Below are 22,445 nucleotides of genomic sequence, written 5' to 3'. Positions count from 1 at the left end.
GTCTGAATGAGAGCGTCGGCCCCAGAACCGGCGAGATCCGCCGGCCCGGCGCCGGGCGGGTTACTTCGAGTAGAGCTCGACGATGAGCTGCTCCCGGATGTTCTCCGGGACGTCCTCACGCGCCGGGTAATCCAGGAACTTGCCTTTGAGCCCGTCGCGGTCGACCTCCAGGAACGGGTAGCTCCGGCGGTTCACGTTGGCCGCGTCGCGGATCACGTCGAGGTTCTTCGACTTGGGCCGGACCTCGACGATGTCGCCGGGGCGGAGCCCGTGGCTCGGGATGGCCGAGACGCGGTCGTTGACCATCACGTGACCGTGCGTCACCAGCTGGCGGGCCTGGCGGCGCGTCCGCGCAAAGCCGAGGCGGAAGACGACGTTGTCGAGGCGGGCCTCGAGGAACTGGAGGAGGTTCTCGCCGGTGACGCCCTTCTTCCGGGCCGCCTTCTCGAAGAGGTTCCTGAACTGGCGCTCGAGGAGGCCGTAGGTGTACTTCGCCTTCTGCTTCTCCTTAAGCTGGACGGAGTACTCGGACTCGCGGCGGCGGCGGGCGTTGCCGTGCTGACCGGGGCCGTAGGGCTTGCGATCGAGGGCCTTCGAGGGGCCGAAGATGGGCTCGCCGAAGCGGCGGGCGACCTTCTGCTTGGGTCCGCGGTAACGGGCCATTGCTTCTGTGATGTCTCGTGAGTTCGCTCGCCCCGAGGCTGCGGGGCGGCGGAGGAACTACGTGCGGTCCGCCCCCGGCCACTCCGCAGAGCGGGCGACCGAGGCGGGCGCAGCCGGACGGTTATGCCCGGCACCGTGCGTCAGACGCGGCGGCGCTTCGGGGGCCGGCAGCCGTTGTGGGGGATCGGGGTGGTGTCGCGGATCGAGAGGACCTCGAGGCCGGCGATGGCGAGCGCGCGGATGGCGCCCTCGCGGCCGGAGCCGGGGCCCTTCACGTAGCAGTCGACGCGGCGGAGCCCGAGGTCGTAGGCCTCCTTGGCCGCCTCGGTGCCCGCGACCTGGGCCGCGTACGGGGTGTTCTTCCGCGAGCCGCGGAAGCCCATCTTGCCCGACGAGCTCCACGAGATCGTGTTGCCGTAGGCGTCGGTGATGGTGATGAGGACGTTGTTGAACGACGCCTTGATGTAGGCGTTGCCGTTCGACTCGACCTGGACCTTCTTCTTGCGAGCGGTGCGCTGGTTGCGGCGGCGGTCGCCGCCTTGCTGCTTCGCCATGGTGCTGAGGGTGAGAGCCCGAGAGCTCGGAGGTGTTCGGAGTGCGGTGCGAGCGCGTCAGGGGTGACCGCCGAGCGGCGGTGCCTGCGTGCGTGCGCTCCCGAAAGGAGGTACCGGCGGCCGCGGTGCGACCGGCGGGGCGCTACTTGCGCGGCGCCTTCTTCTTCCCGGCGACCGTCTTCTTGCGGCCCTTCCGGGTGCGGGCGTTCGTCTTCGTCCGCTGGCCGCGGACCGGGAGGCTGCGGCGGTGCCGGAGCCCGCGGTAGCAGCCGATGTCCATCAGCCGCTTGATGTTGAGCTGGGTCTCCGTCCGGAGCGACCCCTCGACGACGTAGTTGTCTTCGATGAGGGTGCGGACGCGGCGCGTCTCGTCCTCGGACCACTCGTCCGGGTACGTGTCGGCGTCGAGGCCGGCCCGCTCCAGGATCTCGTTGGCCCGGCTCTGGCCGACGCCGTAGATGGACATCAGCGCGATCTCGCCACGCTTGCGGCCCGGGACGTCGACTCCTGCGATTCGAGGCATAGTCTTGAGTGTGTTGAACTGGGAGCTCCGGGAGGGCCGGCGAGCACTCCGCGCTCGCGCCTCCCGGGAGGCTCTACCCCTGGCGCTGCTTGTGCTTGGGGTTCTTCTTGTTGATGATGTAGATGCGGCCCTTGCGGCGGACGATCTTGTCGTCGGCCGACCGCTTCTTGACGCTGGCGCGAACCTTCATGGGTCGTCTGAGTCGATGAGTGTCGGGGTCGGCCGGGAGAGGCCGGCCTGGAAGAACGCTCCGCGCGGGGGCAGATGTGCCCCAGATGGCGTGAAAAGCCCGCCCATCCCGCGCCGAGCCCGTCCGCCTCGGTGCCGAGGTGGAGCGAGTCAGCCCGAGGGGGCCGCTACTTGTAGCGGTAGACGATCCGGCCCTTCGACAGGTCGTAGGGCGACATCTCGACCGTCACGCGGTCGCCCGGGAGGATGCGGATGTAGAACTTCCGCATCTTGCCGGAGAGGAGACCCAGGATCTCGTGTCCGTTCTCCAGTTCCACGCGGAACTGGGCGTTCGGGAGGGCCTCGGTGACTTTGCCGTCTTGTCGGATCGCGGGCTGCTTCGCCATGCGGGAGCGCCGGAGCGCGGGGGGTGATGCTGTCGGTTAGGGGGTGCCGGCGGCGGCCGGCGTGGGCGCCTCGGCGTTGGCCGCGAGCGCGGCCTCAACGAGGGCCCAGGACGAGAGGATCTCGGCGCCGCCGCGCTTCACGAGCACCATGTGCTCGAAGTGGGCGCTCGGCGCGCCGTCCGCCGTGCGGACGGTCCAGCCGTCGGCGTCGACCGTGACGTCGCCCGTGCCGCCGTTGATCATCGGCTCGATGCAGATCGTCAGGCCCTCGCGCAGTTTCTTACCCACACCCCGCCGCCCGAGGTTCGGGACGTTGGGCGGTTCGTGGAGTCTTTTCCCGACGCCGTGCCCCACGAGGTCGCGGACGACCCCGTAGCCGCGGCTCTCGCAGTAGCTCTGGACGGCGTGGCCGATGTCGCCGATCCGGTTGCCCGCCGTCGCCTGCCCGATGCCCTCGTAGAGCGACTGGCGCGTGGCCTCGAGGAGCGCCTTCGCCTCGGGCGCCACCTCGCCGACCTCGAACGTGTACGCGAAGTCGCCGAAGTACCCGTCGAGTTCGACGCCGCAATCGACCGTCACGACGTCACCCTCGCGGAGCTCGTACTCGCTCGGAATGCCGTGGACGACCACGTCGTTCACCGAGATGCAGAGGCTGCCCGGGAACGGCGGTGTGTCGTTCCCCTGCCGGTAGCCCTTGAACGCCGGCCGACCGTGCGCGTCGCGGATGACCGCCTCGGCGGCCTCGTCGAGGCGGAGGGTCTGGACGCCCGGGCGGATCTCGGCGGCCGCGGCCGCGAGGGCGCGCTCCACGACCTTCGCCGCCTCGCGGATGCCCGCGACGTCGGCGTCGGTCTTGAGTTGGATGCGCCCGACGGCCATTACCGGCGCCGGCCGCGGACGCGACCCGTCTTCATGAACCCGTCGTAGTGCCGCATGAGGAGGTGGCTCTCGATCTGCTGGAGCGTGTCGAGCGTCACGCCGACGAGGATGAGCAGGCTCGTCCCGCCGAAGAACTGGGCGAAGCCCTGCTGGACGCCGAACTGCGCGGCGATCGCCGGCAGGATGGCGACGAAGCCGATGAAGAGCGCGCCCGGCAGCGTGATCCGCGTCAGGATCGTGTCGATGAACTCGCTGGTCTGGCGACCCGGGCGGACGCCCGGGATGAAGCCGCCCTGGCGCTTCATCGTGTCCGCCATCTCCTGCGGGTTCACCGCGATGGCCGTGTAGAAGTACGTAAAGAAGACGCAGATGACGAAGAAGATCGCCGAGTACCAGAACCCGAAGATGTCGCCTGTCGCCGTGCCCACCGTCTGCCAGAACGTGCTCTCCTGGAAGAACGAGGCGATCGTGCTCGGGATGAACATGATCGACTGCGCGAAGATGATCGGCATGACGCCCGCCGCGTTGACGCGGAGCGGGAGGTACTGCGTGGTCCCGCCGAACTGCTTCCGGCCGACCACGCGCTTGGCGTACTGGACCGGGATCCGCCGCGTCCCCTGCGTCACGAAGACGACGCCCGCCGTCACGATGAACAGGGCCGCGATCTCGATCAGGAAGATGAAGATGTTCGTGTCGGCCCGGCCAACGCCCCCGATCTGCGGCAGCTCGTTGAGCAACGACTGCGGCAGGAAGGCGATGATCCCGATCATGATGACGAGCGAGATACCGTTGCCGATGCCCTTCTCGGTGATCCGTTCACCAAGCCACATCACGAACGTCGTGCCCGCCGTGAGGCAGATCACACAGACGACGGTAAACGCCCACTCCGGGATCACGATGGCCTGTCCGCTCGTGGCCTGGAGGTTGATCGCGTAGCCGATCGACTGGAGCGCCGTGATTCCGATGGTCCCATAGCGGGTCCACTGCGTGATCTTCCGCCGGCCGTCTTCCCCCTCACGCTGCAGCTTCTGGATCGGCGCCCACACGGCCCCGAGCAGCTGGATAATGATGCTCGCGGTGATGTAGGGCATGATGCCCAGCGCGAACACGCCAGCCCGGAAGAACGCGCCACCCACGAACAGGTCGAACAGGCCGAACAGGCCGCCCTGGTTCGGGTTGGCGTTGGCGAGCTCCTGGAGCGCGATGGCGTCGACGCCCGGGAGCGTCACGTACGACCCGAGCCGGTAGACGACGAGGAGCCCGAGCGTGTAGAGGATCCGCTGCCGGAGCTCGTGGATCTTCCAGATGTTGCGGATCGATTCGGCGACGGAGGCCATGTTTCGATGGGGGTTCAGGGGATGGGGACTGAGGGTGGGGCGGGGCCCCGACCTCTCCCCTAGGCCTCGACGACGGTGGCCGAGCCGCCGGCCGCCTCGATCTTCTCCTTGGCCGTGGCCGAGAACGCGTGGGCGTGGACGTCGAGCTTGACGTCGAAGTCGCCACCGCCGAGGATCTTGTAGCGGCCGTTCTTCCCGCCGATGCCGAGCGCGCGGAGCGTCTCGGGCGAGACGGTGGCGCCGGCCTCCAGCCGCCCCTCCTCCACCAGCGCCGCGAGGCGGCCGATGTTGATCGGGTCGTAGGCGACGCGGTTGCGGTTCTTGAACCCGAATTTCGGAACGCGCCGCTGGAGCGGCATCTGGCCGCCCTCGAACCAGGTCGGGATCTTGCCGCCCGAGCGGCTCTTCTGGCCCTTGTGGCCACGCGTGGCGGTGTCGCCGTGGCCGGAGCCCTCGCCGCGGCCGACGCGCTTGCGGTTCTTCGTCGAGCCCTTGGCGGGCTTCAGGTTGCTGAGGTCCATCGTATGGTGTGGCTAGAGACGCCGGCGGACGCCCTTCCAGGCGGGCCGACTCGCGAGGCGCCCGAGGCGGGCGCGGCGCCGATGGCGGCGCCCGTAAAAGATAGGCCGGCCAGGCAGGGAGCCGGGCCGACCTCGGTTCGGTTTTTGGTGAAAGGCCCGATCCGCCGGCGTCTGCCAGCGGGCCGGCGCGGGCTCACGCCGCCTCCACCGTGACGAGGTGCCGGACCTTGGCAACCATGCCCTTGATCTGGTCCGTCTCCTCGACCGTGTTCGTCTTGCCGATCCGGCCGAGGCCGAGGGCGGTGAGCGTCTTCTTCTGGTCGCCCGGCCGGCGGATTTGGCTCCGCGTCTGGGTGATCTTGATCTGCGCCATGGGATTCGTACTGCGTGGTGCGTGAGGCGTCAGGGCGAGGCGGCGCGAGCCCCCTCTCCCCGTTCTACCCCTCGAAGACCTGCTTGATGGTGACGCCGCGGCGGGCGGCGACTTCGGCCGGGTCCTGGAGTTGCTTGAGCGCCTCCATGGTGGCCGAGACCTGGTTGTGCGGGTTCGACGAGCCCTGGCTCTTCGAGAGCACGTTCGAGATGCCGGCGCACTCGAGGACGGCGCGGACGCCACCGCCGGCGATGACGCCGGTACCCTCGGTGGCCGGCTTCAGGAGAACGATGCCCGCGTCGTGGACGCCGCGGACGGCGTGCGGGATCGAGCTCGTGCCCGTGACCGGGACCGCGATCATGTTCTTCTTGGCGTCCTCGGTGCCCTTCGAGATCGCGTCGGCGACCTCGTTGGCCTTGCCGAGGCCCTGCCCGACGCGCCCGTTCCCGTCGCCGACGACGACGACGGCGTTGAACGAGAAGCGCCGGCCGCCCTTGACGACCTTCGCGACGCGGTTGACCGCGACGAGCTTCTCGATGAGGTTCGAACGGTTCGCCTCGTTGTCGCGGCCGTCGTTCCGGCGGCCACGGCCCCCGCGACCGCCTCGGTTCTGCTGCTGTGCCATGAATGGAGTGGTGTGGGGGTTTAGAGCTGGAGGCCGCCGTCCCGGGCGCCCTCGGCGACCGCCTGGACGTTGCCGTGGTAGCGGTAGCCGCCGCGGTCGAACACGGCCCGCTCGATGCCGGCCTCCTTAGCCCGCTCGGCGATCCGCTGCCCGACGGCCTTCGAGGCGTCGACGCCGATCGTGCCCTCGCCTTCCTGTGTCGACGCGGCGGCCAGCGTGTGGCCGGCCAAGTCGTCGATGAGCTGGGCGTAAATGTGCTTGTTCGAGCGGAACACGGCGAGGCGCGGGCGCTCCGGCGTGCCGGAGATCTTCGAGCGGATGCGTCGGCGGATGCGCTGGCGCTGCGTGACCTTATGGGCGGTCTTTGCCATGATTCGGGGTGCGCTTCGGGCCGACGGGTTGGCCGTCCGGCCACGCACAGAGGTGGTGAGTCCGGCCGCCTCGGGCGTGATCCCGAGGCCGGCCGAGGAGTGGATTAGCGAGCGGCGGTCTTGCCGGCCTTCCGGCGGACGAACTCGTCGGCGTAGCGGACGCCCTTGCCCTTGTAGGGCTCCGGCGGACGGAGGGCGCGGATCTTGGCCGCGACCTGCCCGACGAGCTGCTTGTCGATGCCCGAGACCTTGACCTTCGGGTTCTGGCCACGGACCGTCTCGGCCTCGATCTCGATGCCGTCCGGCGGGACGAAGTAGATCGGGTGCGAGAAGCCGAGCGCGAGCTCGAGCACGTCGAGGCCGGCCATCTTCTTGGCCTCGGCCCGGAAGCCGACCCCGATGACCTCGAGGTCCTTCGAGTAGCCCTCGGTCACGCCCTGGACCATGTTGCCCAGGAGCGAGCGCGTGAGGCCGTGAAGCGCCTTGTGCCGCTTCTGCTCCGTCGGGCGCGAGACGATGAGTTCGCCGTCCTTCTGCTCGACGATGATGTCGGGGTCCACGTCGAGACCCAGTTGCCCCTTGGGGCCCTTGACCGTGACGTGGTTGTTGTCGGCCACGTCGACGGTGACGCCGTCGACGACCGGGATAGGAAGGTTTCCGATTCGGGACATGGGAGTCTGGGGTGTGAGGCCGCCCCGCCGGCGCCTCGCGGTGAGAGAATCGGGTTAGCTGACGTAGGCGAGCACTTCGCCGCCGATGCCGGCGCGCCGCGCCTCCTTGTCGGTCATCACGCCGCGGCTCGTCGAGACGAGCGCCACGCCGAGGCCGTTCATCACGCGCGGGAGCTTCTCCGCGCCCACGTAGCGGCGGAGGCCCGGCTTCGAGACGCGCTCGAGCCGCTGGATGACCGGCTTCCCGCCCCGGAGGTACTTGAGGTAGATCCGGATCAGGCCCTGCTTGTTGTCCTCGACGTTGACGTAGTCGGCGACGTAGCCCTTGTCGACGAGGATCTGGGTGATGGCCCGCTTGAGGTTCGAGGCCGGCACGTCCACGTAGGGGTGGCGGGCCTTCTGGGCGTTGCGGATCCGGGTGAGGTAGTCCGCGACGGGGTCGCTAATTGCGCTCATGGTGTCTTCGGTCGGTTTGGGGTCGCCCCCACCTGACCGCTAGAGGGGTGGAATTCGGTGCCGGTCGGCGCGGCTGGCGGCAAGCGCCAGCGGTCGCGTTACCAGCTCGACTTGCGGACGCCGGGGATCTTGCCCTCGACGGCCAGTTCGCGGAACACGTTTCGGCAGACGCCGAACGTGCGGAGGTAACCACGCGGGCGGCCCGTCAGGGCGCACCGGTTGTGGAGGCGGACCGGGCTGGCGTCGCGCGGGAGCTTCTGGAGCTCCTCCGCGATGGCCTGGGCCTCGGCCGGGTTGAAGTCCTCCGACGACTTGAGCTGGCGGAGCTGCTCCTTGAGCTCGGCGCGCTTCTTGGCGTACTTCTGGACCGCCTTCCGGCGCTTCTTCTCGCGGGCGATGACGCTGGTCTTGGCCATGGGATCTCTGGGTTGCTAGGGGTTACGCCTCCTGGGTTTGACGCCGGACGAACGGCATCCCGAGGCCCTTCAGGAGGGCGAAGGCCTCCTCATCGGTGTCGGCCGTCGTCACGAAGGTGATGTCGAGGCCCGAGATCTGCGGCGTCTTGTCGATGTCGATCTCCGGGAAGATGATCTGCTCCTTGACGCCGAGCGTGTAGTTGCCGCGGCCGTCGAAGCTCCGGTCCGGGATGCCGCGGAAGTCGCGGACGGCCGGGAGGGCGAGCGTGACCAGGCGGTCGACGAACTCCCACATCCGGTCGCCCCGGAGCGTGACGGCCGCGCCGACGGGCATGCCCTCCCGCAGCTTGAAGTTCGAGATCGACTTCCGCGCGTTGCGGACGGTCGGCTGCTGGCCGGTGATCTTGCGGAGCTCCTCGACGGCGTCGTCGAGGACCTTCTTGTTCTGGGACGCCTCGCCGATGCCCTTGTTCACGACCACCTTGAGCAGTCGGGGCACCTGCATGCGGTTCTCGTAGCCGAACTGCTCGGTGAGCGCCGGCGCGACCTCGGAGCGGTAGCGCTCCTTCAGGCGGGGGACGTAGTTCTCCATGGTATTGTCGTCGTCAAGCCGGCCGTTCGTGGACCCGGGAGGGTCGGCCTAGGCGGGCGGCCTCGTGGACGGGAAGGGCGGCTCGGGGCCGCCGGTGTTAGCTGTCGAGCTCCTCGCCGGTCGTCTTGGCGTAGCGGACCCAGCGGGCCTTGCCCGTGTTGGGGTCCTCGACGCGCTTGCGACCGATTCGGGTGGGGGCGCCGTTGCCGTCGGTGGGCATCACGTTCGAGACGTGGATGGGCCGCTCGGCCTCGATGCGCCCGCCGTTGGGGTAGGTCTGGTTCGGCTTGGTGTGCTTGAGCCGGAGGTTGACGCCCTCGACGAGGACGGTCTGCTTCTCCGGGTAGACCTCGAGCACGCGGGCCTGGTAGCCCTTCGGCCGGTCGTTCTGACCGCCGCCGTGGGCCGTGATCCGCTTCGTCAGGGCGACGGTGTCGCCCTTCTTGACGTGGAGCTTCTTCTGCTTGTTGGTCGTGCGCGGCATCGCTCTAGAGGACTTCGGGGGCGAGGGAGACGATCCGCATGAACTGGCGGTCGCGGAGCTCGCGGGCCACGGGCCCGAAGATGCGCGTGCCGCGGGGCTCGTCGGCGTCGTTGAGGAGGACGGCGGCGTTCTCGTCGAAGCGGATGTAGGAGCCGTCCGGCCGGCGGAGCTCCTTCTTGGTCCGAACGACGACGGCGCGGGAGACGTCGCCCTTCTTCACGTTGCCGCCGGGGATGGCGTTCTTGACCGAGACGACGATGATGTCGCCGACGCGGGCGTAGCGGCGGCCGGAGCCGCCGAGGACGCGGATGCAGAGGACCTCCTTGGCCCCGCTGTTGTCGGCGACGTTGAGTCGGGACTCTTGCTGAATCATGGGTGGTGCCGAGTGCGGACCGACCGACAAGGCCGGGCGGTCCCGTGCGGGAAGAGAGTTATCGGGCGCGCTCGACGACCTCCACGAGCCGCCACCGCTTCGTCTTCGACAGCGGGCGGGTCTCCTGGATGCGAACGGTGTCGCCCTCGTTGGCGTCGTTCGTCTCGTCGTGGGCCTTCAGCTTCGTCGTCTGCTTGACGAACTTGCCGTAGACGGGGTGCTTCACCTGGCGCGCGATGGCCACGGTGATCGTCTTGTCCATCTTGTCGGAGACGACGAGGCCGACGCGGAACTTGCGCGCGCCGCGCTCGGCGACCGCCTCGGCGGTCTGCTGGGTGTCTGCCATAGCCTGGGTGCCCTCGCGGGCGGGTTGCTATTCGCTTGGTGGGCCGGGACCCCACCAACTACGGTTGGTGCGCCGGAGCGCGGGCCGGGCACTGCGCCCGGCGGGAAAAGTGAGGATAGGCACGCACCCGGTGAAGGTTCAGTCAGAGCCGGGGCAGCGCCCCCTCCCCCACCGAAGCTTCACGCGGTGGCGCGCGGCGCGCTAGGCGCCGGCCTCCTCGGACTTCTCCCGGAGGATGGTCTTCATGCGGGCGATCTCGCGCCGCTTCTGGCGGAGCACGATCGGGTTCTCGAGCCCGGTCACGGAGCGCCGGAAGCGGAGGTCGGTGATGTCCCGCTCCTCCTCGGCGATCCGCTGGCGGATCTCGGCCTCGTTGAGGTCGCGGATCTCGTTGGCTTTCATATCGGTCATGGAAAGGCCCCGAGCCGGAGCCCGGGGCCAGGTGCTATAGAGTCGGGTCTAGGCCTTGGTCTCGTCGTCGGACGGCTCGCCGGCCTCGGCCTCGGGCGCGCCCTCTTCGGGCGCCTCCTCGGTCGCGGTCTCGGCCTCCGGCTCGTCGATCTCGACCACGTTGCCGTCGGCCTCGCGCAGGCCCTCGACGTACTCGTCGAGGCCGTCGAAGTCGCCGTCGGCGAGGTAACGCGCCTGCTGGGCCCACGTCTCCTCGTTGACCGACTGCTCGTCGGCGCCGTCGGACTCCACGATCTCGCGGAGTTTGTCGAGGTCGGCGTCGGCGAGCTTGGCATACGTGTCGATCCCGGCGGCCCGGAGCTGCTCGGCCATCGTGTCGCCGAGGCCGTAGATCTTGGTCAGGTCCTCCGTCGTGACCTCCGCCGTGAGGCCGGAGTCGTCGCCGGTGACGTTGTCCGGGATCGGCACGGGCTGGGCCTCGGGCCGGACCACGAACTTGGCCTTCATCGGGAGCTTCTGGATGGCGAGGCGCATGGCCTCGCGCGCCAGTTCCTCGTCCACGCCGCCGATCTCGAACACGATCCGGCCGGGCTTGACGACGGCCACCCAGTACTCGGGCGAACCCTTGCCCTTGCCCATTCGGGTCTCGGCCGGCTTCTTGGTGATCGGCTTGTCGGGGAACACGCGGATCCACACCTTCCCGACGCGCTTCATCTTGCGCGTCATGGCGATACGGGCGGCCTCGATCTGGCGGGACGTGATCCAGCCGGCCTCGAGGACCTTGATCCCGTAGTCGCCGAAGGTGACGCGGGACCCGCGCTGGGCGAGGCCCTTGACGCGGCCCTTCTGCATCTTGCGGAACTTGGTCCGCTTCGGCATCAACATGGCAAATTCAGTCTATGTGTGTGCTGCTGCGAAGGGTTCGGTTAGCGTCGGCCGCCGCCACCGCCACCGCCACCGCCGCTGCCGCCCCGGCCACGTCCGCCGCTGTCCCGACCGCCACGGCGGTCGTCACGCCCGCCGCCGCGACCGTCGCGACGACGGCGCTCGGGGACGCTCGGCGCCGCGTTCTGCTGGCGCTGGGCGGTCGCGTTGGGCGAGAGGTCGGGCGTGCCGATGACCTCGCCGTGGAAGATCCAGACCTTGACGCCGGCCGTGCCTTGGATGGTGAAGGCCGTGGCCTGCGCGTAGTCGATGTCGGCCCGCATCGTGTGGAGCGGGACGCGGCCCTCGAGGTACTGCTCGACGCGGCCCATCTCGGAACCACCGAGGCGGCCGGCCAGCTTGATGCGGATGCCCTGGGCGCCCATGCGCATCGCGGCGCCGAGCGCCTGCTTCATCGCGCGGCGGTAGGACACGCGGCCCTCCAGCTGCTGCGCGATGTTCTGCGCCACCAGCGAGGCGTCCAACTCGGGACGCTTGATCTCGTTGATGTTGATCTGGATGTCCTTCGCCGTCAGCGCCTTGAGCTCCTCGCGGAGCTTCTCGACCTCGGAGCCGCCGCGGCCGATGATGACGCCCGGGCGCGAGGTGTGGAGCGTGAGGATGATCCGCTTCGGCGTCCGCTCGATGACGGTCCGGGAGAGGCCGGCGCGCTTAAGGCGCGCCTCGAGGTAGCGACGGATCTCGTGGTCCTCGACGATCTTGTCGGAGTACGAGCCGTCGGCGTACCAGTTGGAGTCCCAGCCTCGGATCACACCGAGACGGAAGCCGACGGGGTTGGTTTTCTGACCCATGGTCTTGTTGTCTGGGTGTAAGAGTTAGTCCTCGACGCGCTCGCCCTGACGGATGGAGCGGGGCTCCTTCTCATCGGGCGTGCCGACGACGACGGTAAGGTGGCTGGAGCGCTTGAGGATCGGGTGGGCCCGGCCGCGCGAGACGGGGCGGAACCGCTTGATGACCGGCGCCTGGTCGACCATGATGGTCTTGACGATGAGACGCTCGTCGTCGATCCGCTCGTCCTGGTTCTGGTCGATCAGGTTGCCGTAGGCGTCCTGGATGGCCCGGCGGACCATCGCGGCGGCCTTCTGCGGCATGAACTCGAGCGTGTCGATCGCCTGCTGCGCGTTCTTGCCGCGGACGACGTCGGCCACGATCCGCATCTTGCGCGGGCTGATGCGGAGGTACTTCCGCTTGGCGCGTGCTTCCATTGGTTCGGTGTTCTAGGTCGTTAGCGGCGGCGGTCCTTCTTGGCGCCGGCGTGGCCCCGGAAGGTGCGCGTCGGAGCGAACTCGCCGAGCTTGTGCCCGATCATGTTCTCCGTCACGTAGACCGGGATGAACTGCTTTCCGTTGTGCACGGCGAACGTGTGGCCGAGCATGTCCGGGGTGATCATCGAGCCGCGGCTCCACGTCTTGACGACGCGCTTCTTGCCGCCCTCGTTCATCTCCTCCACCTTCTGGCGGAGCTTGTAGTGGACGAAGGGTCCTTTCTTGAGCGAGCGTGCCATAGGGGTTACTTCTTCGCGTTGCGGCGACGGACGATGAGCTTGTTCGACGCCTTCTTCTTCTTGCGCGTCTTGAACCCCTTGGCGTAGACGCCGGTCGGGGACTTGGGGTGGCCGCCGGACGCCTTGCCCTCGCCGCCGCCCATCGGGTGGTCGACCGGGTTCATGGCGACGCCGCGGGTCTTCGGACGGACGCCGAGCCAGCGCTTCCGGCCGGCCTTGCCGATGTCGATGTTGAAGTGGTCCGGGTTCGAGGTCTGGCCGATCGTGGCCCGGCACTCGACCGGGACGCGGCGGACTTCGCCGGAGGGGAGCTTGAGGTTGGCGTATTTGCCCTCCCGCGCCGTGAGCTGGGCGTACGTGCCGGCCGAGCGGGCCAGCTGGGCGCCCTTGCCCGGCTTCATCTCGATCGCGTGCACCTGCGTGCCGAGCGGGATGTTCTGGAGCGGGAGGCAGTTGCCGAGGTCCGGCGACGCGTCCGGGCCAGACGCGACGGTCTGGCCGACCTCGAGCTTGTCCGGCGCGATGATGTAGCGCTTCTCACCGTCGGCGTAGACGAGGAGGGCGATGCGGGCGCTCCGGTTCGGGTCGTACTCGATGGCGGAGACGCGGGCGGGGATGCCGTCCTTGGTCCGCTTAAAGTCGATGATGCGGTAGCGCCGCTTGTGGCCGCCGCCCTGGTGGCGCGTCGTGATGCGGCCGTTGTTGTTGCGACCGCCCTTCCGCTTCAGCGGGGCGAGCAGGCTCTTCTCCGGCTCCGACTTCGTGATCGTGTCGAAGGCCGAGACCGAGCGGTGCCGCTGACCGGGCGTGGTCGGCTTGAGCTTACGGATAGCCATAGTGAGGAGGGCTTACCTGCCGACGGCGACCGCCGGCTTTGCGCCCTGGTGGGTTAAACGGATTCGTAGAAGTCGATCTCGCCGGTGGCCAGCGTCACGACGGCCTTCTTCCAAGCGGCCTGGCGGCCCTGGACCAGCCCGCGCTTGGTGAACTGGCGGCGGCGCTTGCCGCGGACGACCATCGTGCGGACCTCCTTGACGGTGACGTCGGGGTAGCGGTCCTCGATGGCCTTCCGGATCTCGAGCTTGTTGGCGTCCTTCGCGACCCGGAAGCTGTAGTGCCGGCCCTCGTCGGCCAGGCGCGTCGACTTCTCGGTCAGGACGGGGGTGATGATGATCTGGCTCATGGGTCCTAGGCGTTGTCGTCGCCCTCGGGGGCGTCGGTCGTGTCCGCGGCGACCGTGGCCTTCTGGGCCGGGCGGAGCGCCTCGGTCAGCGCCTCGACGGCGCCCTCCTGGAGCACGATCGTCTTGGCGTTGAGGAGGTCGAGCGTCGAGGCCTGGTCGGCCGGGAGCACGCGGACGCCCTTGAGGTTGCGGGCCGAGCGGTAGAACACGTCGTCGCGGCCGGCCGTCAGCACGAGGGCCTTGCCCTCGACGCCGTTGCCCGTGAGCATGCCGACGACCTCGCGGGTCTTGGGCACGTCGAGCTCGAGGGCCTCGACCACGCGGAGCGCGTCGCCGTCGAGCTTGTACTTCAGGGCGCTCCGGCGAGCGAGCTGCTTCGTCTTCTGGTTGACGCGGAGCCGGTACTCGTGCGGCTTGGGCCCGAAGATCGTGCCGCCGCCCTTGCGGAGCGGGCTCTTGGCGTCGCCGGCGCGGGCGTTGCCCGTGCCCTTCTGGCGGTAGAGCTTGCGGCGGGACTTCGAGACCTCGCTCCGCTCCTTCGTCTTGTGCGTGCCCTGGCGCTTGTTGGCCTGGATGGCGCGGACGTCGAGCCAGATGGCGTGGTCGTTCGGCTCGAGGCCGAAGACGGCGTCGTCGAGCTCGACCTCGCGGCCGGCCTCGGCGCCTTCGCGGGTGTAGACAGTCAGTTTCATCGTTCTAGGCCTTGCGGATCTCGACGATCCCGTTCTTGTGGCCGGGCACGGCGCCCTTGACCAGGATCAGGTTGTTGTCGGGGAGCGTGCGGACGACGCGGACGTTCTTGACGGTCACGCGTTCGCCGCCGGTCCGCCCACCCATCCGCGTGCCCTTGAACACGCGGCTCGGGTCGGAGGCCTGGCCGATGGAGCCCGGCGCCCGCTGGCGGTTGTGCTGGCCGTGCGTGGCGTCGTTGACGCCGCGGAACCCGTGGCGCTTAACGACGCCCTGGAACCCCTTGCCCTTCGACGTGCCGGAGACGGCCACGCGGTCGCCCTCGGCGAACACGTCGACGGTCACCTCGTCGCCCAGCGCGACGTCGAGGTCGACGTCGCGGAACTCGACGACATGCTTCTTGGGGGACACGCCGGCGGCCTCGAAGTGACCTTGGAGGGCCTTCGTGGTCCGCTTGGCCTTCTTGTCCTGGAAGCCGAGCTGGATGGCGGAGTAGCCGTCCGTGTCGGGCGTCTTGACCTGCGTGACGGCGCAGGGGCCGGCCTCGATGACCGTCACGACCGTCTGGCGGCCGGACTCATCGAAGACGCTTGTCATTCCGACCTTGCGGCCGAGGATGGCGCTCATTGAACCGTGTGGTTAGTTAAGCGGGAAGTAGGAACGCTGGCGACGATCGCCAGCGGGGTCAGACCTTGATCTCGACGTGGACGCCGCTCGGAAGCTCGAGCTTCATGAGCGCGTCGACGGTCTTCGACGAGGTCGACAGGATGTCGATCAGCCGCTTGTGGTCGCGCGTCTCGAACTGGTCGCGCGCCTTCTTGTCGACGTGCGGGCCCGAGAGCACGGTGAAGATCTTCTTGCGCGTCGGCAGCGGGATCGGCCCGCTCACGACCGCGCCAGTCGACTTGACCGTGCGGATGATCTTCTCGGCGCTCTTGTCGACCAGCGTGTGGTCGAAGGACTTGAGCTTGATCCGGATCTTCTGGTTCGCCATTGTGGCTGGGTGAGGCGTGCGGGCGGCCGGTCAAGATGGGACCGGCCGCCCCCCGCGTGTGTGTGTTCTAGTCGAGGATCTTGGAGACGACGCCGGCCCCCACGGTCCGCCCGCCCTCGCGGATCGCGAACCGGAGCCCCTCCTCCATCGCCACCGGGACGATGAGGTCCACCGTGAACTGCGTGTTGTCCCCCGGCATGACCATCTCGACCCCCTCGGCCAGCTCGATGTCCCCCGTCACGTCCGTCGTCCGGAAGTAGAACTGGGGACGGTACCCCTTGAAGAACGGGGTGTGCCGGCCCCCCTCGTCCTTCGACAGGATGTACACCTCGCACTCGAACCGCTTGTGCGGCGTGACGGCCCCCGGCTTCGTCAGGACCATCCCCCGCTCGACCGCCGTCTTCTCGATCCCCCGGAGGAGGATCCCCGCGTTGTCCCCGGCCTGGGCCGAGTCCAGGAGCTTCCTGAACATCTCGACGCCCGTCACCGTCGACGTCATCTTCTCCTCCTGCATCCCGACGATCTCGACGGGGTCCCCCACCTTGATCGACCCCCGCTCGACCCGGCCCGTCACGACGGTCCCCCGGCCCGTGATCGAGAACACGTCCTCGACCGGCATGAGGAACGGCCGGTCGACCGCCCGCTCCGGCGTCGGGATGTACGCGTCGACGGCCGACATGAGCTCGTCGACCTTCGCCACCCACTCCGGCTCCCCGTTCAGGGCCCCCAGCGCCGACCCCTGGATCACCGGGAGGTCGTCGCCCGGGAACTCGTAGCTCGAGAGGAGCTCGCGGACCTCCATCTCGACGAGCTCCAGGAGCTCCTCGTCGTCGACGAGGTCCGCCTTGTTCATGAACACGACGATGTAGGGCACGCCGACCTGGCGGGCCAGGAGGATGTGCTCGCGGGTCTGGGGCATCGGCCCGTCGGTCGCCGCGACGACGAGGATCGCCCCGTCCATCTGGGCCGCCCCCGTCACCATGTTCTTGACGTAGTCCGCGTGGCCCGGGCAGTCGACGTGGGCGTAGTGCCGCTCGGCCGTCTCGTACTCGACGTGGGCCGTGGCGATCGTGATCCCCCGCTCCCGCTCCTCCGGGGCGTTGTCGATGTCCTCGAAGTTCTTCGCCTCGCCGCCCGACGCCTCGGCGAGCACCTTCGTGATCGCCGCCGTCAGCGTCGTCTTGCCGTGGTCGACGTGGCCGATCGTCCCGACGTTCACGTGCGGCTTCGTCCGCTGGAATTGCTCCTTCGCCATGATTCTGTTGGTCTGGGTTGAGTCTTGTCTGAGAGAGTGGGGTGGCCCGCCTCGCTGCCGAGGCGGGCCGAGTGGGGCACTATGCGGCGGCCTTGCCGGCCGCCGAGATCTCCTCCGCGATGGAGGTCGGGACCTCCTCGTAGTGGTCGAACTGCATCGAGTAGATGGCCCGGCCCTGCGTGTTCGAGCGGAGGTCGGTCGAGTAGCCGAACATCTCGGAGAGCGGGACGAACGCGTTGACGACCTGGGCGTCGCCGCGCTGGCCCATCCCCTCGATCCGGCCGCGCCGCGAGGAGAGGTCACCGATCACGTCGCCCATGTACTCCTCGGGCGTGATGACCTCGACGTGCATGATCGGCTCCATGATGACGGGGTTCGCGCGGCGCGCGGCCTCGCGGAGCGCCATCCGGCCGGCGATCTCGAACGAGAGCTGGTCGGAGTCGACGTTGTGGAACTTGCCGTCATAGAGCCGGGCCTTGATGGCCTCCATCGGGAAGCCGGCGAGCGGGCCCTGATCGAGCGCGCTCTCGATCCCCTTCTGGACCGACGAGATGAACTCGCGCGGGATCGACCCGCCCTTGATCTCGTCGATGAACTCGAGGCCCTCGGTGCCCGGCTCGGCCGGCGAGAACTCGATCTCGACGTGGGCGAACTGGCCGCGGCCACCCGACTGCTTCTTATGCGTGTACTTGTGGTCGATGCTCGACCGGATCGCCTCGCGGTACGAGACCTGGGGCTCGCCGACGTTGGCCTCGACCTTGAACTCGCGCTTGAGGCGGTCCACGATGATCTCGAGGTGGAGCTCGCCCATCCCCGCGATGAGGGTCTGGCCGGTCTCGTCGTCCGTCGACACCTTGAAGGTCGGGTCCTCCTCGGCGAGCTTCTGGAGGCCGGTCCCGAGCTTGTCGATGTCGGCCTTCGTCTTCGGCTCGATGGCGATCTTGATGACGGGCTCCGGGAAGTCCATCGACTCGAGGACGACCGGGGAGTCGGGGTCGCACAGCGTGTCGCCGGTCTTCGTGTCCTTCAGCCCGACGATGGCGCAGATGTCGCCGGCCTTGACCTGGTCGATGTCCTCACGCGTGTTCGCGTGCATGAACAGGAGGCGACCGGCCCGCTCCTTCTTCTCGGTGTTGGCGTTGATGATCGAGTCGCCCTTGTTGAGCGTGCCCGAGTAGACCCGCGCGAACGTCAGGCGGCCAACGTAGGGGTCGGTCGCGATCTTGAAGGCGATGGCCGCGAACGGGCCGTCGGGGTCCGGGACGCGCGTGACCATGTCCTCCGTCCGGGGCTTGTGGCCCTCGATCGGCGGGACGTCGAGCGGGCTCGGGAGGTAGTCGAGGACGCCGTCGAGGAGCCGCTGGACGCCCTTGTTCTTGAACGCCGAGCCGCAGAAGACCGGCGTGATGTGCATGGCGATGGTCGCCTCGCGGACGGTCGCCTTGACGTCCTCGACGGGGAGCGTCTCGCCCTCGAGGTACATCATGAGGAGGTCGTCGTTGTGCTCGGCGACGGCCTCGAGGAGGTTGATCCGGGCCTTCTTGGCCGTCGGCTTGAGGTCCTCCGGGATGTCGATCTCGTCCCAGGTCGCGCCCTGCGTCGTGTCGTCCCAGACGATGGCCTTGTTCTCGATGAGGTCGATGACCCCCCGGAACATGTCGCCGTCGCCGATCGGGATCTGGACGGGCACGGCGTTGGCGCCGAGCCGGTCCTTCATCATCGCGACGGCGTTCTGGAAGTCGGCGCCCGTCCGGTCCATCTTGTTGACGAACGCGATGCGGGGGACGTTGTACTTGTCCATCTGCCGCCAGACCGTCTCGGACTGGGGCTCGACGCCGCCGACGGCGCAGAACAGGGCGACCGCGCCATCGAGGACGCGAAGCGCACGCTCGACCTCGACCGTGAAGTCGACGTGGCCGGGCGTGTCGATGATGTTGATGCGGTGGTCCTTCCACTCGGCCGTCGTGGCGGCCGAGGTGATGGTGATGCCGCGCTCCTTCTCCTGCTCCATCCAGTCCATCGTGGCGCCGCCCTCGTGGACCTCACCGATCCGGTGCGTCCGGCCGGTGTAGTACAGGATGCGCTCGGTGGTCGTGGTCTTGCCCGCGTCGATGTGGGCAGAGATCCCGATGTTCCGGGTGTTCTCGAGCGAGAAAGTCTTGCCGGTGAGGTCGGCCATGGTGGGGTCTCGGTGTGGTCGGGGGGACCGAGGTGGAACGGGCGAGGGCCGTCAGTCGGCGGCCCCGCGCGTGACGATGCGGTTTAGAAGCGGGCGAAGTGGGCGAACGCCTTGTTGGCCTCGGCCATCCGGTGCGTGTCGTCCTTCTTCTTGACGGCACCGCCCTCGCCGCGGCTGGCGGCGATGAGCTCGGCCGCGAGCCGGTTGGCCATCGATTTGTCGCCGCGAGCCTTGGCGTACTGGAGGAGCCAGCGGAAGGCGAGCGACGTCCGCCGCTCGGGGCGGACCTCGATCGGGACCTGGTAGGTCGCGCCGCCGACGCGGCGGCTGCGGACCTCGACGAGCGGGGCCGCGTTCGTGAGCGCCTGGCGGAACACCTCGACGCCGGGCTCGCCGGTCCGGTCCTCGATGAGGTCGAAGGCGCCGTAGACGAGGCCCTGGGCCACGGACTTCTTGCCGTCGCGCATGACGGCGGCGATGAACTTGGCGACGGTGACGTCACCGTAGATCGGGTCCGGGGTGGGGATCCGCTTGTCTGCTTGCTTCCTGCGCATGGGGTTTTCAGTCGGCGATCCGCACGGGCGCTGGGCGCCGGCGATCAGCGTGGACGGGAGTGGTCGGAGCGCCTCGGCGCGGCGGCCGAGGCAGGCGGCCCGGAGCCGGTCGGCGACGACCGGAGGCTCCGCGGCCTGGGGCTCAGCCCTTCGGCTTCTTGGCGCCGTACTTCGAGCGGCTCTGGCGACGGTCGGCGACGCCGGCCGTGTCGAGCGCGCCACGAACGATGTGGTACTTCACGCCCGGGAGGTCCTTGACGCGGCCGCCACGGACGAGCACGATCGAGTGCTCCTGGAGGTTGTGGCCCTCGCCCGGGATGTAGGCGATGACCTCGTAGCCGTTCGTCAGGCGGACCTTGGCCACCTTCCGGAGGGCCGAGTTCGGCTTCTTCGGCGTCGTCGTGTAGACGCGGGTGCAGACGCCGCGGCGCTGCGGGTTGCCCTGGAGCGCGGCCGACTTCGACGTCTTGCGCTTCGGCGTGCGGCCCTTGCGGACGAGCTGGTTGATCGTAGGCACTGCGGTGCGGTCTCGAGTCTGAGGAGTGCGCGATCGGCGACCGGCCTTCGCGCGCGTTTCGGAACCCTCAACATACCGGGCTCCCCGCCGAATCCCCATGTTCGGACCTTCACATTCCCCGCCCCGACCGCCCATCCGACCGCCCAGACCGCGAAGCTTGGATGGAGTCCGGCAACTGGTCTGTATCAATCGACCAAGCGAACCCACCTCCCCCTCAAGCGCAGTTCAGCCTGCGCTCACCTCGACCCTCCGTTCGCCGAGGCGGGTGGTCAGGGACCGACTGAGCCGGGGTCGGGGAGCGCGTCAGGATCGTCGATCGGCGTCGGCTCGGTTGAGGCTTGGCCGTCGCCGGCCGCCGCGGGACCCGGGGGCAGGTTGACCGGCTCGCCCTCGGCGTCGACGCCGGGGTCGTGCGTGACGCGCTTGTAGGGCCGCTCGCCGAGCACCTCCTTGAGGTCGTTCTCGTTGAGCACCTCCTTCTCCAGGAGTGCCTGAGCCAGGGTCTCGAGTTCGTCGCCCCGCTCCTCCAAAAGAACGCGCGTCTGCGCCCGGACGTCGTCGATGATCCGCTTGACCTCGCCGTCGATCCGCCGGGCGAGGTCGTCGGAGAACGGCTTGTCGAACATCGGCTGGTCCTGCTGCCCGGACAGGTTGAACGAGACGTAGCCGATCTCCTCGCTCATCCCATAGTCCACGACCATCGCGTAGGCCATCTTCGTGATCTTCTCCAGGTCGTTCTGCGCGCCCGTCGTGATCTGGCCGAAGATGATCTCCTCGGCCACGCGCCCGCCCATCGTCATGACCATCCGGTCGACCAGCGCCTCCTTCGTGTAGAGGTAGCGCTCCTCCGGGAGCGACTGGGCGTAGCCGAGCGCGGCCATCCCACGGGGGACGATCGACACCTTGACGACGGGGTCGGTGTACTCGCGGAACCACCCGGCCACGGCGTGGCCGGCCTCGTGGTACGCGACGATCTTCTTCTCGTCGGGGCTGATGAGCTTGTTCTTCTTCTCGAGCCCGCCGATCACGCGGTCGATTGCCCGCTCGAAGTCGATCATCTCGACGGCGTCCTTGCCGTCGCGGGCCGCCAGCAGGGCCGCCTCGTTGCAGACGTTGGCGATCTCGGCGCCCGCGAAGCCCGGGGTCTGGCCCGCCAGGAGCTCGACGTCGAGGTCCGGCGAGAGCGTGAGGTTCTCGGTGTGGACGCGGAAGATGGCCGCGCGCTCGCGGCGGTCCGGCCGGTCGATGAGGATCTGGCGGTCGAACCGGCCCGGGCGGAGGAGCGCCGAGTCGAGCGTGTCGGGGCGGTTCGTGGCCGCCATCAGGATCACGCCCTTGTCCGTGTTGAACCCGTCCATCTCGACGAGCAGCTGGTTGAGCGTGTTCTCCCGCTCGTCGTTGCCGCCCATGATGGCGCCGCGCCCGCGGGACCGGCCCACGGCGTCGATCTCGTCGATAAAGATGATGCACGGCGCCTTCTCCTTGGCCTGCTTGAACAGGTCGCGCACGCGGGCCGCGCCGACGCCGACGAACATCTCGACGAAGTCGGAGCCGGAGAGGCTGAAGAACGGGACGCCGGCCTCGCCGGCCACGGCCTTCGCGAGGAGCGTCTTGCCCGTGCCCGGAGGGCCGACGAGGAGGACGCCCTTGGGGAGCTTGCCGCCGAGCTTCGTGAACCGCTGCGGGTCCTTGAGGAACTGGACGACCTCCTCGACCTCCTCCTTGGCCTCGTCGAGGCCGGCCACGTCCTCGAACGTGATGGGGGCGCCCTCGGTCTGGTCGAAGAGCGTCGCCTTGTTCTTGCCAATGTTGAGGACCTGCTGCCCCGGCCCGCCCATCCGGCGGAGCACGAAGATCCAGAACAGCGCGAGGAAGCCGAACAGGATGACCCACGAGAGCAGGCCGCTCCACATGCTCGACGTGTAGTCGGCCTCGAACCCGACCGGATCCTGGCCCGCCGCCGTTCGCTGCTCGTTGATGCCCTGGACGTAATCGGTGAGGTCGTGGTCGTCGGGTTTCGTGGTGCGGAAGCGGCGGCCGGCGTCGGCGTCCGGCTGGCGGCCGAACGACGGCTCGGGCTGGGCGACCTCGACGGCCCCCTCGTCGACGGCCTCCTGGGTGTACGTGCCCCGGATGTCGACGCGGTCCTGGACCTCGAACGACTGGACGTACCCGTCCTCGATCTGCTCGAGGAACGTCGAGTACTCGACCTCCGACGACCCGCCGCCGCCGGCGACGAACGTCTGCACGGCGAGCAGGAGCAGGGCGATCAGGACGAACAGGTAGAACGTCCCGAGGGAGAGCCGGGGACGCTTGCCACCACCGCCCCCGTTCCGGTCGGACTGGCCGTCGCGGGGGTTTTGGGGGGATCGCGGGGGGGAAGCCATAGGGAATCGTGCGCGCGAGGCGCGTGCGCGGAGTCCCGCGCGGTCGGATCAATACAAAGGAGGCCGG

General features: G+C 68.7%; 33 protein-coding genes and 1 pseudogene. All 34 read right to left on the bottom strand.

From position 1 onward, the window contains the following. Nucleotides 1–60: 60 nt before the first annotated feature. A complete protein-coding gene (gene rpsD / locus BSZ37_RS10685; protein WP_095510540.1) occupies nt 61–663 on the bottom strand; it encodes a 30S ribosomal protein S4 in 603 nt (200 codons plus the stop codon). A 140-nt stretch (nt 664–803) separates the two neighbouring features. Then, the gene (rpsK, locus tag BSZ37_RS10680) at nt 804–1,217 is read right to left on the bottom strand and encodes a 30S ribosomal protein S11 (RefSeq protein ID WP_095510539.1); all 414 of its coding nucleotides are present in this window, start codon (nt 1,215–1,217) and stop codon (nt 804–806) included. A gap of 142 nt (nt 1,218–1,359) precedes the next feature. Then, entirely contained in the window at nt 1,360–1,740 is a 381-nt protein-coding gene (gene rpsM, locus BSZ37_RS10675; protein ID WP_095510538.1) for a 30S ribosomal protein S13, read from the bottom strand. A gap of 73 nt (nt 1,741–1,813) precedes the next feature. Further along, nucleotides 1,814–1,930 (bottom strand): 50S ribosomal protein L36, encoded by a 117-nt coding sequence (gene rpmJ, locus BSZ37_RS10670; RefSeq protein ID WP_095510537.1) that lies wholly within the window; start codon nt 1,928–1,930, stop codon nt 1,814–1,816. Between the two features lie 166 nt (nt 1,931–2,096). Next, nucleotides 2,097–2,315 (bottom strand): translation initiation factor IF-1, encoded by a 219-nt coding sequence (infA, locus tag BSZ37_RS10665; protein ID WP_095510536.1) that lies wholly within the window; start codon nt 2,313–2,315, stop codon nt 2,097–2,099. Nucleotides 2,316–2,351: 36 nt separating this feature from the next. Then, complete coding sequence (gene map / locus BSZ37_RS10660; protein WP_095510535.1) at nt 2,352–3,194, bottom strand: type I methionyl aminopeptidase; 843 nt, start codon at nt 3,192–3,194, stop codon at nt 2,352–2,354. Further along, entirely contained in the window at nt 3,194–4,531 is a 1,338-nt protein-coding gene (gene secY / locus BSZ37_RS10655) for a preprotein translocase subunit SecY (RefSeq protein ID WP_095510534.1), read from the bottom strand. The genes map and secY overlap by 1 nt, the downstream gene beginning before the upstream one ends. Nucleotides 4,532–4,590: 59 nt before the next feature. Next, complete coding sequence (rplO, locus tag BSZ37_RS10650; protein ID WP_095510533.1) at nt 4,591–5,052, bottom strand: 50S ribosomal protein L15; 462 nt, start codon at nt 5,050–5,052, stop codon at nt 4,591–4,593. 193 nt (nt 5,053–5,245) lie between these two features. Then, the gene (gene rpmD, locus BSZ37_RS10645) at nt 5,246–5,425 is read right to left on the bottom strand and encodes a 50S ribosomal protein L30 (RefSeq protein ID WP_095510532.1); all 180 of its coding nucleotides are present in this window, start codon (nt 5,423–5,425) and stop codon (nt 5,246–5,248) included. Nucleotides 5,426–5,489: 64 nt separating this feature from the next. Then, nucleotides 5,490–6,050 carry a 30S ribosomal protein S5 gene (gene rpsE / locus BSZ37_RS10640; protein WP_095510531.1) on the bottom strand — a complete coding sequence of 187 codons (561 nt, stop codon included), beginning with the start codon at nt 6,048–6,050 and terminating at the stop codon, nt 5,490–5,492. Between the two features lie 20 nt (nt 6,051–6,070). Further along, nucleotides 6,071–6,421: a 50S ribosomal protein L18 gene (gene rplR, locus BSZ37_RS10635; protein WP_095510530.1), complete on the bottom strand. Its 351-nt coding sequence runs from the start codon at nt 6,419–6,421 to the stop codon at nt 6,071–6,073. A gap of 104 nt (nt 6,422–6,525) precedes the next feature. Beyond that, the gene (gene rplF, locus BSZ37_RS10630) at nt 6,526–7,092 is read right to left on the bottom strand and encodes a 50S ribosomal protein L6 (protein ID WP_095510529.1); all 567 of its coding nucleotides are present in this window, start codon (nt 7,090–7,092) and stop codon (nt 6,526–6,528) included. Between the two features lie 54 nt (nt 7,093–7,146). Continuing rightward, complete coding sequence (rpsH, locus tag BSZ37_RS10625; protein ID WP_095510528.1) at nt 7,147–7,548, bottom strand: 30S ribosomal protein S8; 402 nt, start codon at nt 7,546–7,548, stop codon at nt 7,147–7,149. Between the two features lie 98 nt (nt 7,549–7,646). Continuing rightward, a complete protein-coding gene (gene rpsN / locus BSZ37_RS10620; RefSeq protein ID WP_095510527.1) occupies nt 7,647–7,964 on the bottom strand; it encodes a 30S ribosomal protein S14 in 318 nt (105 codons plus the stop codon). 22 nt (nt 7,965–7,986) lie between these two features. Beyond that, nucleotides 7,987–8,556 (bottom strand): 50S ribosomal protein L5, encoded by a 570-nt coding sequence (rplE, locus tag BSZ37_RS10615; RefSeq protein WP_095510526.1) that lies wholly within the window; start codon nt 8,554–8,556, stop codon nt 7,987–7,989. 97 nt (nt 8,557–8,653) lie between these two features. After that, nucleotides 8,654–9,040, bottom strand: a complete 387-nt coding sequence (gene rplX, locus BSZ37_RS10610) for a 50S ribosomal protein L24 (RefSeq protein ID WP_095510525.1) — start codon at nt 9,038–9,040, stop codon at nt 8,654–8,656. A 4-nt stretch (nt 9,041–9,044) separates the two neighbouring features. Beyond that, entirely contained in the window at nt 9,045–9,413 is a 369-nt protein-coding gene (gene rplN, locus BSZ37_RS10605; protein WP_095510524.1) for a 50S ribosomal protein L14, read from the bottom strand. Between the two features lie 58 nt (nt 9,414–9,471). Then, nucleotides 9,472–9,759 (bottom strand): 30S ribosomal protein S17, encoded by a 288-nt coding sequence (gene rpsQ / locus BSZ37_RS10600; RefSeq protein WP_095510523.1) that lies wholly within the window; start codon nt 9,757–9,759, stop codon nt 9,472–9,474. Nucleotides 9,760–9,960: 201 nt separating this feature from the next. Beyond that, nucleotides 9,961–10,170, bottom strand: a complete 210-nt coding sequence (rpmC, locus tag BSZ37_RS10595) for a 50S ribosomal protein L29 (protein WP_218830469.1) — start codon at nt 10,168–10,170, stop codon at nt 9,961–9,963. Nucleotides 10,171–10,218: 48 nt separating this feature from the next. Then, entirely contained in the window at nt 10,219–10,677 is a 459-nt protein-coding gene (locus tag BSZ37_RS22510) for a helix-hairpin-helix domain-containing protein (protein ID WP_425442616.1), read from the bottom strand. Further along, a pseudogene (rplP, locus tag BSZ37_RS22505) lies at nt 10,654–11,055 on the bottom strand (50S ribosomal protein L16); the annotation flags it as partial. The gene BSZ37_RS22510 and the pseudogene rplP, both read right to left, overlap by 24 nt. A 41-nt stretch (nt 11,056–11,096) precedes the next feature. Beyond that, entirely contained in the window at nt 11,097–11,906 is an 810-nt protein-coding gene (gene rpsC, locus BSZ37_RS10585) for a 30S ribosomal protein S3 (RefSeq protein WP_095510521.1), read from the bottom strand. A gap of 24 nt (nt 11,907–11,930) precedes the next feature. Continuing rightward, nucleotides 11,931–12,320 carry a 50S ribosomal protein L22 gene (rplV, locus tag BSZ37_RS10580; protein ID WP_095510520.1) on the bottom strand — a complete coding sequence of 130 codons (390 nt, stop codon included), beginning with the start codon at nt 12,318–12,320 and terminating at the stop codon, nt 11,931–11,933. Nucleotides 12,321–12,340: 20 nt separating this feature from the next. Further along, nucleotides 12,341–12,619, bottom strand: a complete 279-nt coding sequence (rpsS, locus tag BSZ37_RS10575; RefSeq protein ID WP_095510519.1) for a 30S ribosomal protein S19 — start codon at nt 12,617–12,619, stop codon at nt 12,341–12,343. A gap of 5 nt (nt 12,620–12,624) precedes the next feature. Further along, the gene (gene rplB / locus BSZ37_RS10570) at nt 12,625–13,455 is read right to left on the bottom strand and encodes a 50S ribosomal protein L2 (protein WP_095510518.1); all 831 of its coding nucleotides are present in this window, start codon (nt 13,453–13,455) and stop codon (nt 12,625–12,627) included. A 53-nt stretch (nt 13,456–13,508) separates the two neighbouring features. Then, complete coding sequence (gene rplW, locus BSZ37_RS10565; protein ID WP_095510517.1) at nt 13,509–13,802, bottom strand: 50S ribosomal protein L23; 294 nt, start codon at nt 13,800–13,802, stop codon at nt 13,509–13,511. 5 nt (nt 13,803–13,807) lie between these two features. Then, on the bottom strand, nt 13,808–14,494 hold the full coding sequence (rplD, locus tag BSZ37_RS10560; protein ID WP_095510516.1) for a 50S ribosomal protein L4: 687 nt from the start codon (nt 14,492–14,494) through the stop codon (nt 13,808–13,810). 4 nt (nt 14,495–14,498) lie between these two features. Beyond that, nucleotides 14,499–15,119 (bottom strand): 50S ribosomal protein L3, encoded by a 621-nt coding sequence (gene rplC, locus BSZ37_RS10555; RefSeq protein WP_095510515.1) that lies wholly within the window; start codon nt 15,117–15,119, stop codon nt 14,499–14,501. 58 nt (nt 15,120–15,177) lie between these two features. Further along, the gene (rpsJ, locus tag BSZ37_RS10550) at nt 15,178–15,486 is read right to left on the bottom strand and encodes a 30S ribosomal protein S10 (protein ID WP_095510514.1); all 309 of its coding nucleotides are present in this window, start codon (nt 15,484–15,486) and stop codon (nt 15,178–15,180) included. A 67-nt stretch (nt 15,487–15,553) separates the two neighbouring features. Next, nucleotides 15,554–16,741, bottom strand: coding sequence for an elongation factor Tu (gene tuf, locus BSZ37_RS10545; RefSeq protein ID WP_095510408.1), 1,188 nt, complete (start codon nt 16,739–16,741; stop codon nt 15,554–15,556). A gap of 79 nt (nt 16,742–16,820) precedes the next feature. Then, a complete protein-coding gene (gene fusA, locus BSZ37_RS10540; RefSeq protein ID WP_095510513.1) occupies nt 16,821–18,920 on the bottom strand; it encodes an elongation factor G in 2,100 nt (699 codons plus the stop codon). Between the two features lie 83 nt (nt 18,921–19,003). Continuing rightward, nucleotides 19,004–19,474: a 30S ribosomal protein S7 gene (gene rpsG / locus BSZ37_RS10535; RefSeq protein ID WP_095510512.1), complete on the bottom strand. Its 471-nt coding sequence runs from the start codon at nt 19,472–19,474 to the stop codon at nt 19,004–19,006. Between the two features lie 142 nt (nt 19,475–19,616). Next, the gene (gene rpsL / locus BSZ37_RS10530; protein ID WP_095510511.1) at nt 19,617–19,991 is read right to left on the bottom strand and encodes a 30S ribosomal protein S12; all 375 of its coding nucleotides are present in this window, start codon (nt 19,989–19,991) and stop codon (nt 19,617–19,619) included. Nucleotides 19,992–20,260: 269 nt separating this feature from the next. Further along, the gene (gene ftsH / locus BSZ37_RS10525; protein ID WP_095510510.1) at nt 20,261–22,378 is read right to left on the bottom strand and encodes an ATP-dependent zinc metalloprotease FtsH; all 2,118 of its coding nucleotides are present in this window, start codon (nt 22,376–22,378) and stop codon (nt 20,261–20,263) included. Nucleotides 22,379–22,445: the final 67 nt, after the last annotated feature.

It is taken from the genome of Rubrivirga marina, from assembly GCF_002283365.1.
GTDB classification, from domain to species: domain Bacteria; phylum Bacteroidota; class Rhodothermia; order Rhodothermales; family Rubricoccaceae; genus Rubrivirga; species Rubrivirga marina.
This window is presented reverse-complemented; position numbering and strand designations above follow the sequence as displayed.

Excerpts from the sequence above, each read along its gene's own strand:
- rpsQ (WP_095510523.1), bottom strand. The coding sequence starts at position 9,759 with ATGGCAGACACCCAGCAGACCGCCGAGGCGGTCGCCGAGCGCGGCGCG.
- secY (WP_095510534.1), bottom strand. The coding sequence starts at position 4,531 with ATGGCCTCCGTCGCCGAATCGATCCGCAACATCTGGAAGATCCACGAG.
- rpsG (WP_095510512.1), bottom strand. The coding sequence starts at position 19,474 with ATGCGCAGGAAGCAAGCAGACAAGCGGATCCCCACCCCGGACCCGATC.
- fusA (WP_095510513.1), bottom strand. The coding sequence starts at position 18,920 with ATGGCCGACCTCACCGGCAAGACTTTCTCGCTCGAGAACACCCGGAAC.
- rpsN (WP_095510527.1), bottom strand. The coding sequence starts at position 7,964 with ATGGCCAAGACCAGCGTCATCGCCCGCGAGAAGAAGCGCCGGAAGGCG.
- rpsM (WP_095510538.1), bottom strand. The coding sequence starts at position 1,740 with ATGCCTCGAATCGCAGGAGTCGACGTCCCGGGCCGCAAGCGTGGCGAG.
- rplW (WP_095510517.1), bottom strand. The coding sequence starts at position 13,802 with ATGAGCCAGATCATCATCACCCCCGTCCTGACCGAGAAGTCGACGCGC.
- rplV (WP_095510520.1), bottom strand. The coding sequence starts at position 12,320 with ATGGAAGCACGCGCCAAGCGGAAGTACCTCCGCATCAGCCCGCGCAAG.
- BSZ37_RS22510 (WP_425442616.1), bottom strand. The coding sequence starts at position 10,677 with ATGAAGGCCAAGTTCGTGGTCCGGCCCGAGGCCCAGCCCGTGCCGATC.
- rpmJ (WP_095510537.1), bottom strand. The coding sequence starts at position 1,930 with ATGAAGGTTCGCGCCAGCGTCAAGAAGCGGTCGGCCGACGACAAGATC.
- rplX (WP_095510525.1), bottom strand. The coding sequence starts at position 9,040 with ATGCCGCGCACGACCAACAAGCAGAAGAAGCTCCACGTCAAGAAGGGC.
- rpsJ (WP_095510514.1), bottom strand. The coding sequence starts at position 15,486 with ATGGCGAACCAGAAGATCCGGATCAAGCTCAAGTCCTTCGACCACACG.
- rpmD (WP_095510532.1), bottom strand. The coding sequence starts at position 5,425 with ATGGCGCAGATCAAGATCACCCAGACGCGGAGCCAAATCCGCCGGCCG.
- rplN (WP_095510524.1), bottom strand. The coding sequence starts at position 9,413 with ATGATTCAGCAAGAGTCCCGACTCAACGTCGCCGACAACAGCGGGGCC.
- rplB (WP_095510518.1), bottom strand. The coding sequence starts at position 13,455 with ATGGCTATCCGTAAGCTCAAGCCGACCACGCCCGGTCAGCGGCACCGC.
- rpsC (WP_095510521.1), bottom strand. The coding sequence starts at position 11,906 with ATGGGTCAGAAAACCAACCCCGTCGGCTTCCGTCTCGGTGTGATCCGA.
- rplC (WP_095510515.1), bottom strand. The coding sequence starts at position 15,119 with ATGAGCGCCATCCTCGGCCGCAAGGTCGGAATGACAAGCGTCTTCGAT.
- rpsS (WP_095510519.1), bottom strand. The coding sequence starts at position 12,619 with ATGGCACGCTCGCTCAAGAAAGGACCCTTCGTCCACTACAAGCTCCGC.
- ftsH (WP_095510510.1), bottom strand. The coding sequence starts at position 22,378 with ATGGCTTCCCCCCCGCGATCCCCCCAAAACCCCCGCGACGGCCAGTCC.
- rpmC (WP_218830469.1), bottom strand. The coding sequence starts at position 10,170 with ATGACCGATATGAAAGCCAACGAGATCCGCGACCTCAACGAGGCCGAG.
- rplE (WP_095510526.1), bottom strand. The coding sequence starts at position 8,556 with ATGGAGAACTACGTCCCCCGCCTGAAGGAGCGCTACCGCTCCGAGGTC.
- rplD (WP_095510516.1), bottom strand. The coding sequence starts at position 14,494 with ATGAAACTGACTGTCTACACCCGCGAAGGCGCCGAGGCCGGCCGCGAG.
- rplF (WP_095510529.1), bottom strand. The coding sequence starts at position 7,092 with ATGTCCCGAATCGGAAACCTTCCTATCCCGGTCGTCGACGGCGTCACC.
- map (WP_095510535.1), bottom strand. The coding sequence starts at position 3,194 with ATGGCCGTCGGGCGCATCCAACTCAAGACCGACGCCGACGTCGCGGGC.
- infA (WP_095510536.1), bottom strand. The coding sequence starts at position 2,315 with ATGGCGAAGCAGCCCGCGATCCGACAAGACGGCAAAGTCACCGAGGCC.
- rplR (WP_095510530.1), bottom strand. The coding sequence starts at position 6,421 with ATGGCAAAGACCGCCCATAAGGTCACGCAGCGCCAGCGCATCCGCCGA.
- rpsD (WP_095510540.1), bottom strand. The coding sequence starts at position 663 with ATGGCCCGTTACCGCGGACCCAAGCAGAAGGTCGCCCGCCGCTTCGGC.
- rpsE (WP_095510531.1), bottom strand. The coding sequence starts at position 6,050 with ATGGCACAGCAGCAGAACCGAGGCGGTCGCGGGGGCCGTGGCCGCCGG.
- rpsK (WP_095510539.1), bottom strand. The coding sequence starts at position 1,217 with ATGGCGAAGCAGCAAGGCGGCGACCGCCGCCGCAACCAGCGCACCGCT.
- rpsH (WP_095510528.1), bottom strand. The coding sequence starts at position 7,548 with ATGAGCGCAATTAGCGACCCCGTCGCGGACTACCTCACCCGGATCCGC.
- rplO (WP_095510533.1), bottom strand. The coding sequence starts at position 5,052 with ATGGACCTCAGCAACCTGAAGCCCGCCAAGGGCTCGACGAAGAACCGC.
- tuf (WP_095510408.1), bottom strand. The coding sequence starts at position 16,741 with ATGGCGAAGGAGCAATTCCAGCGGACGAAGCCGCACGTGAACGTCGGG.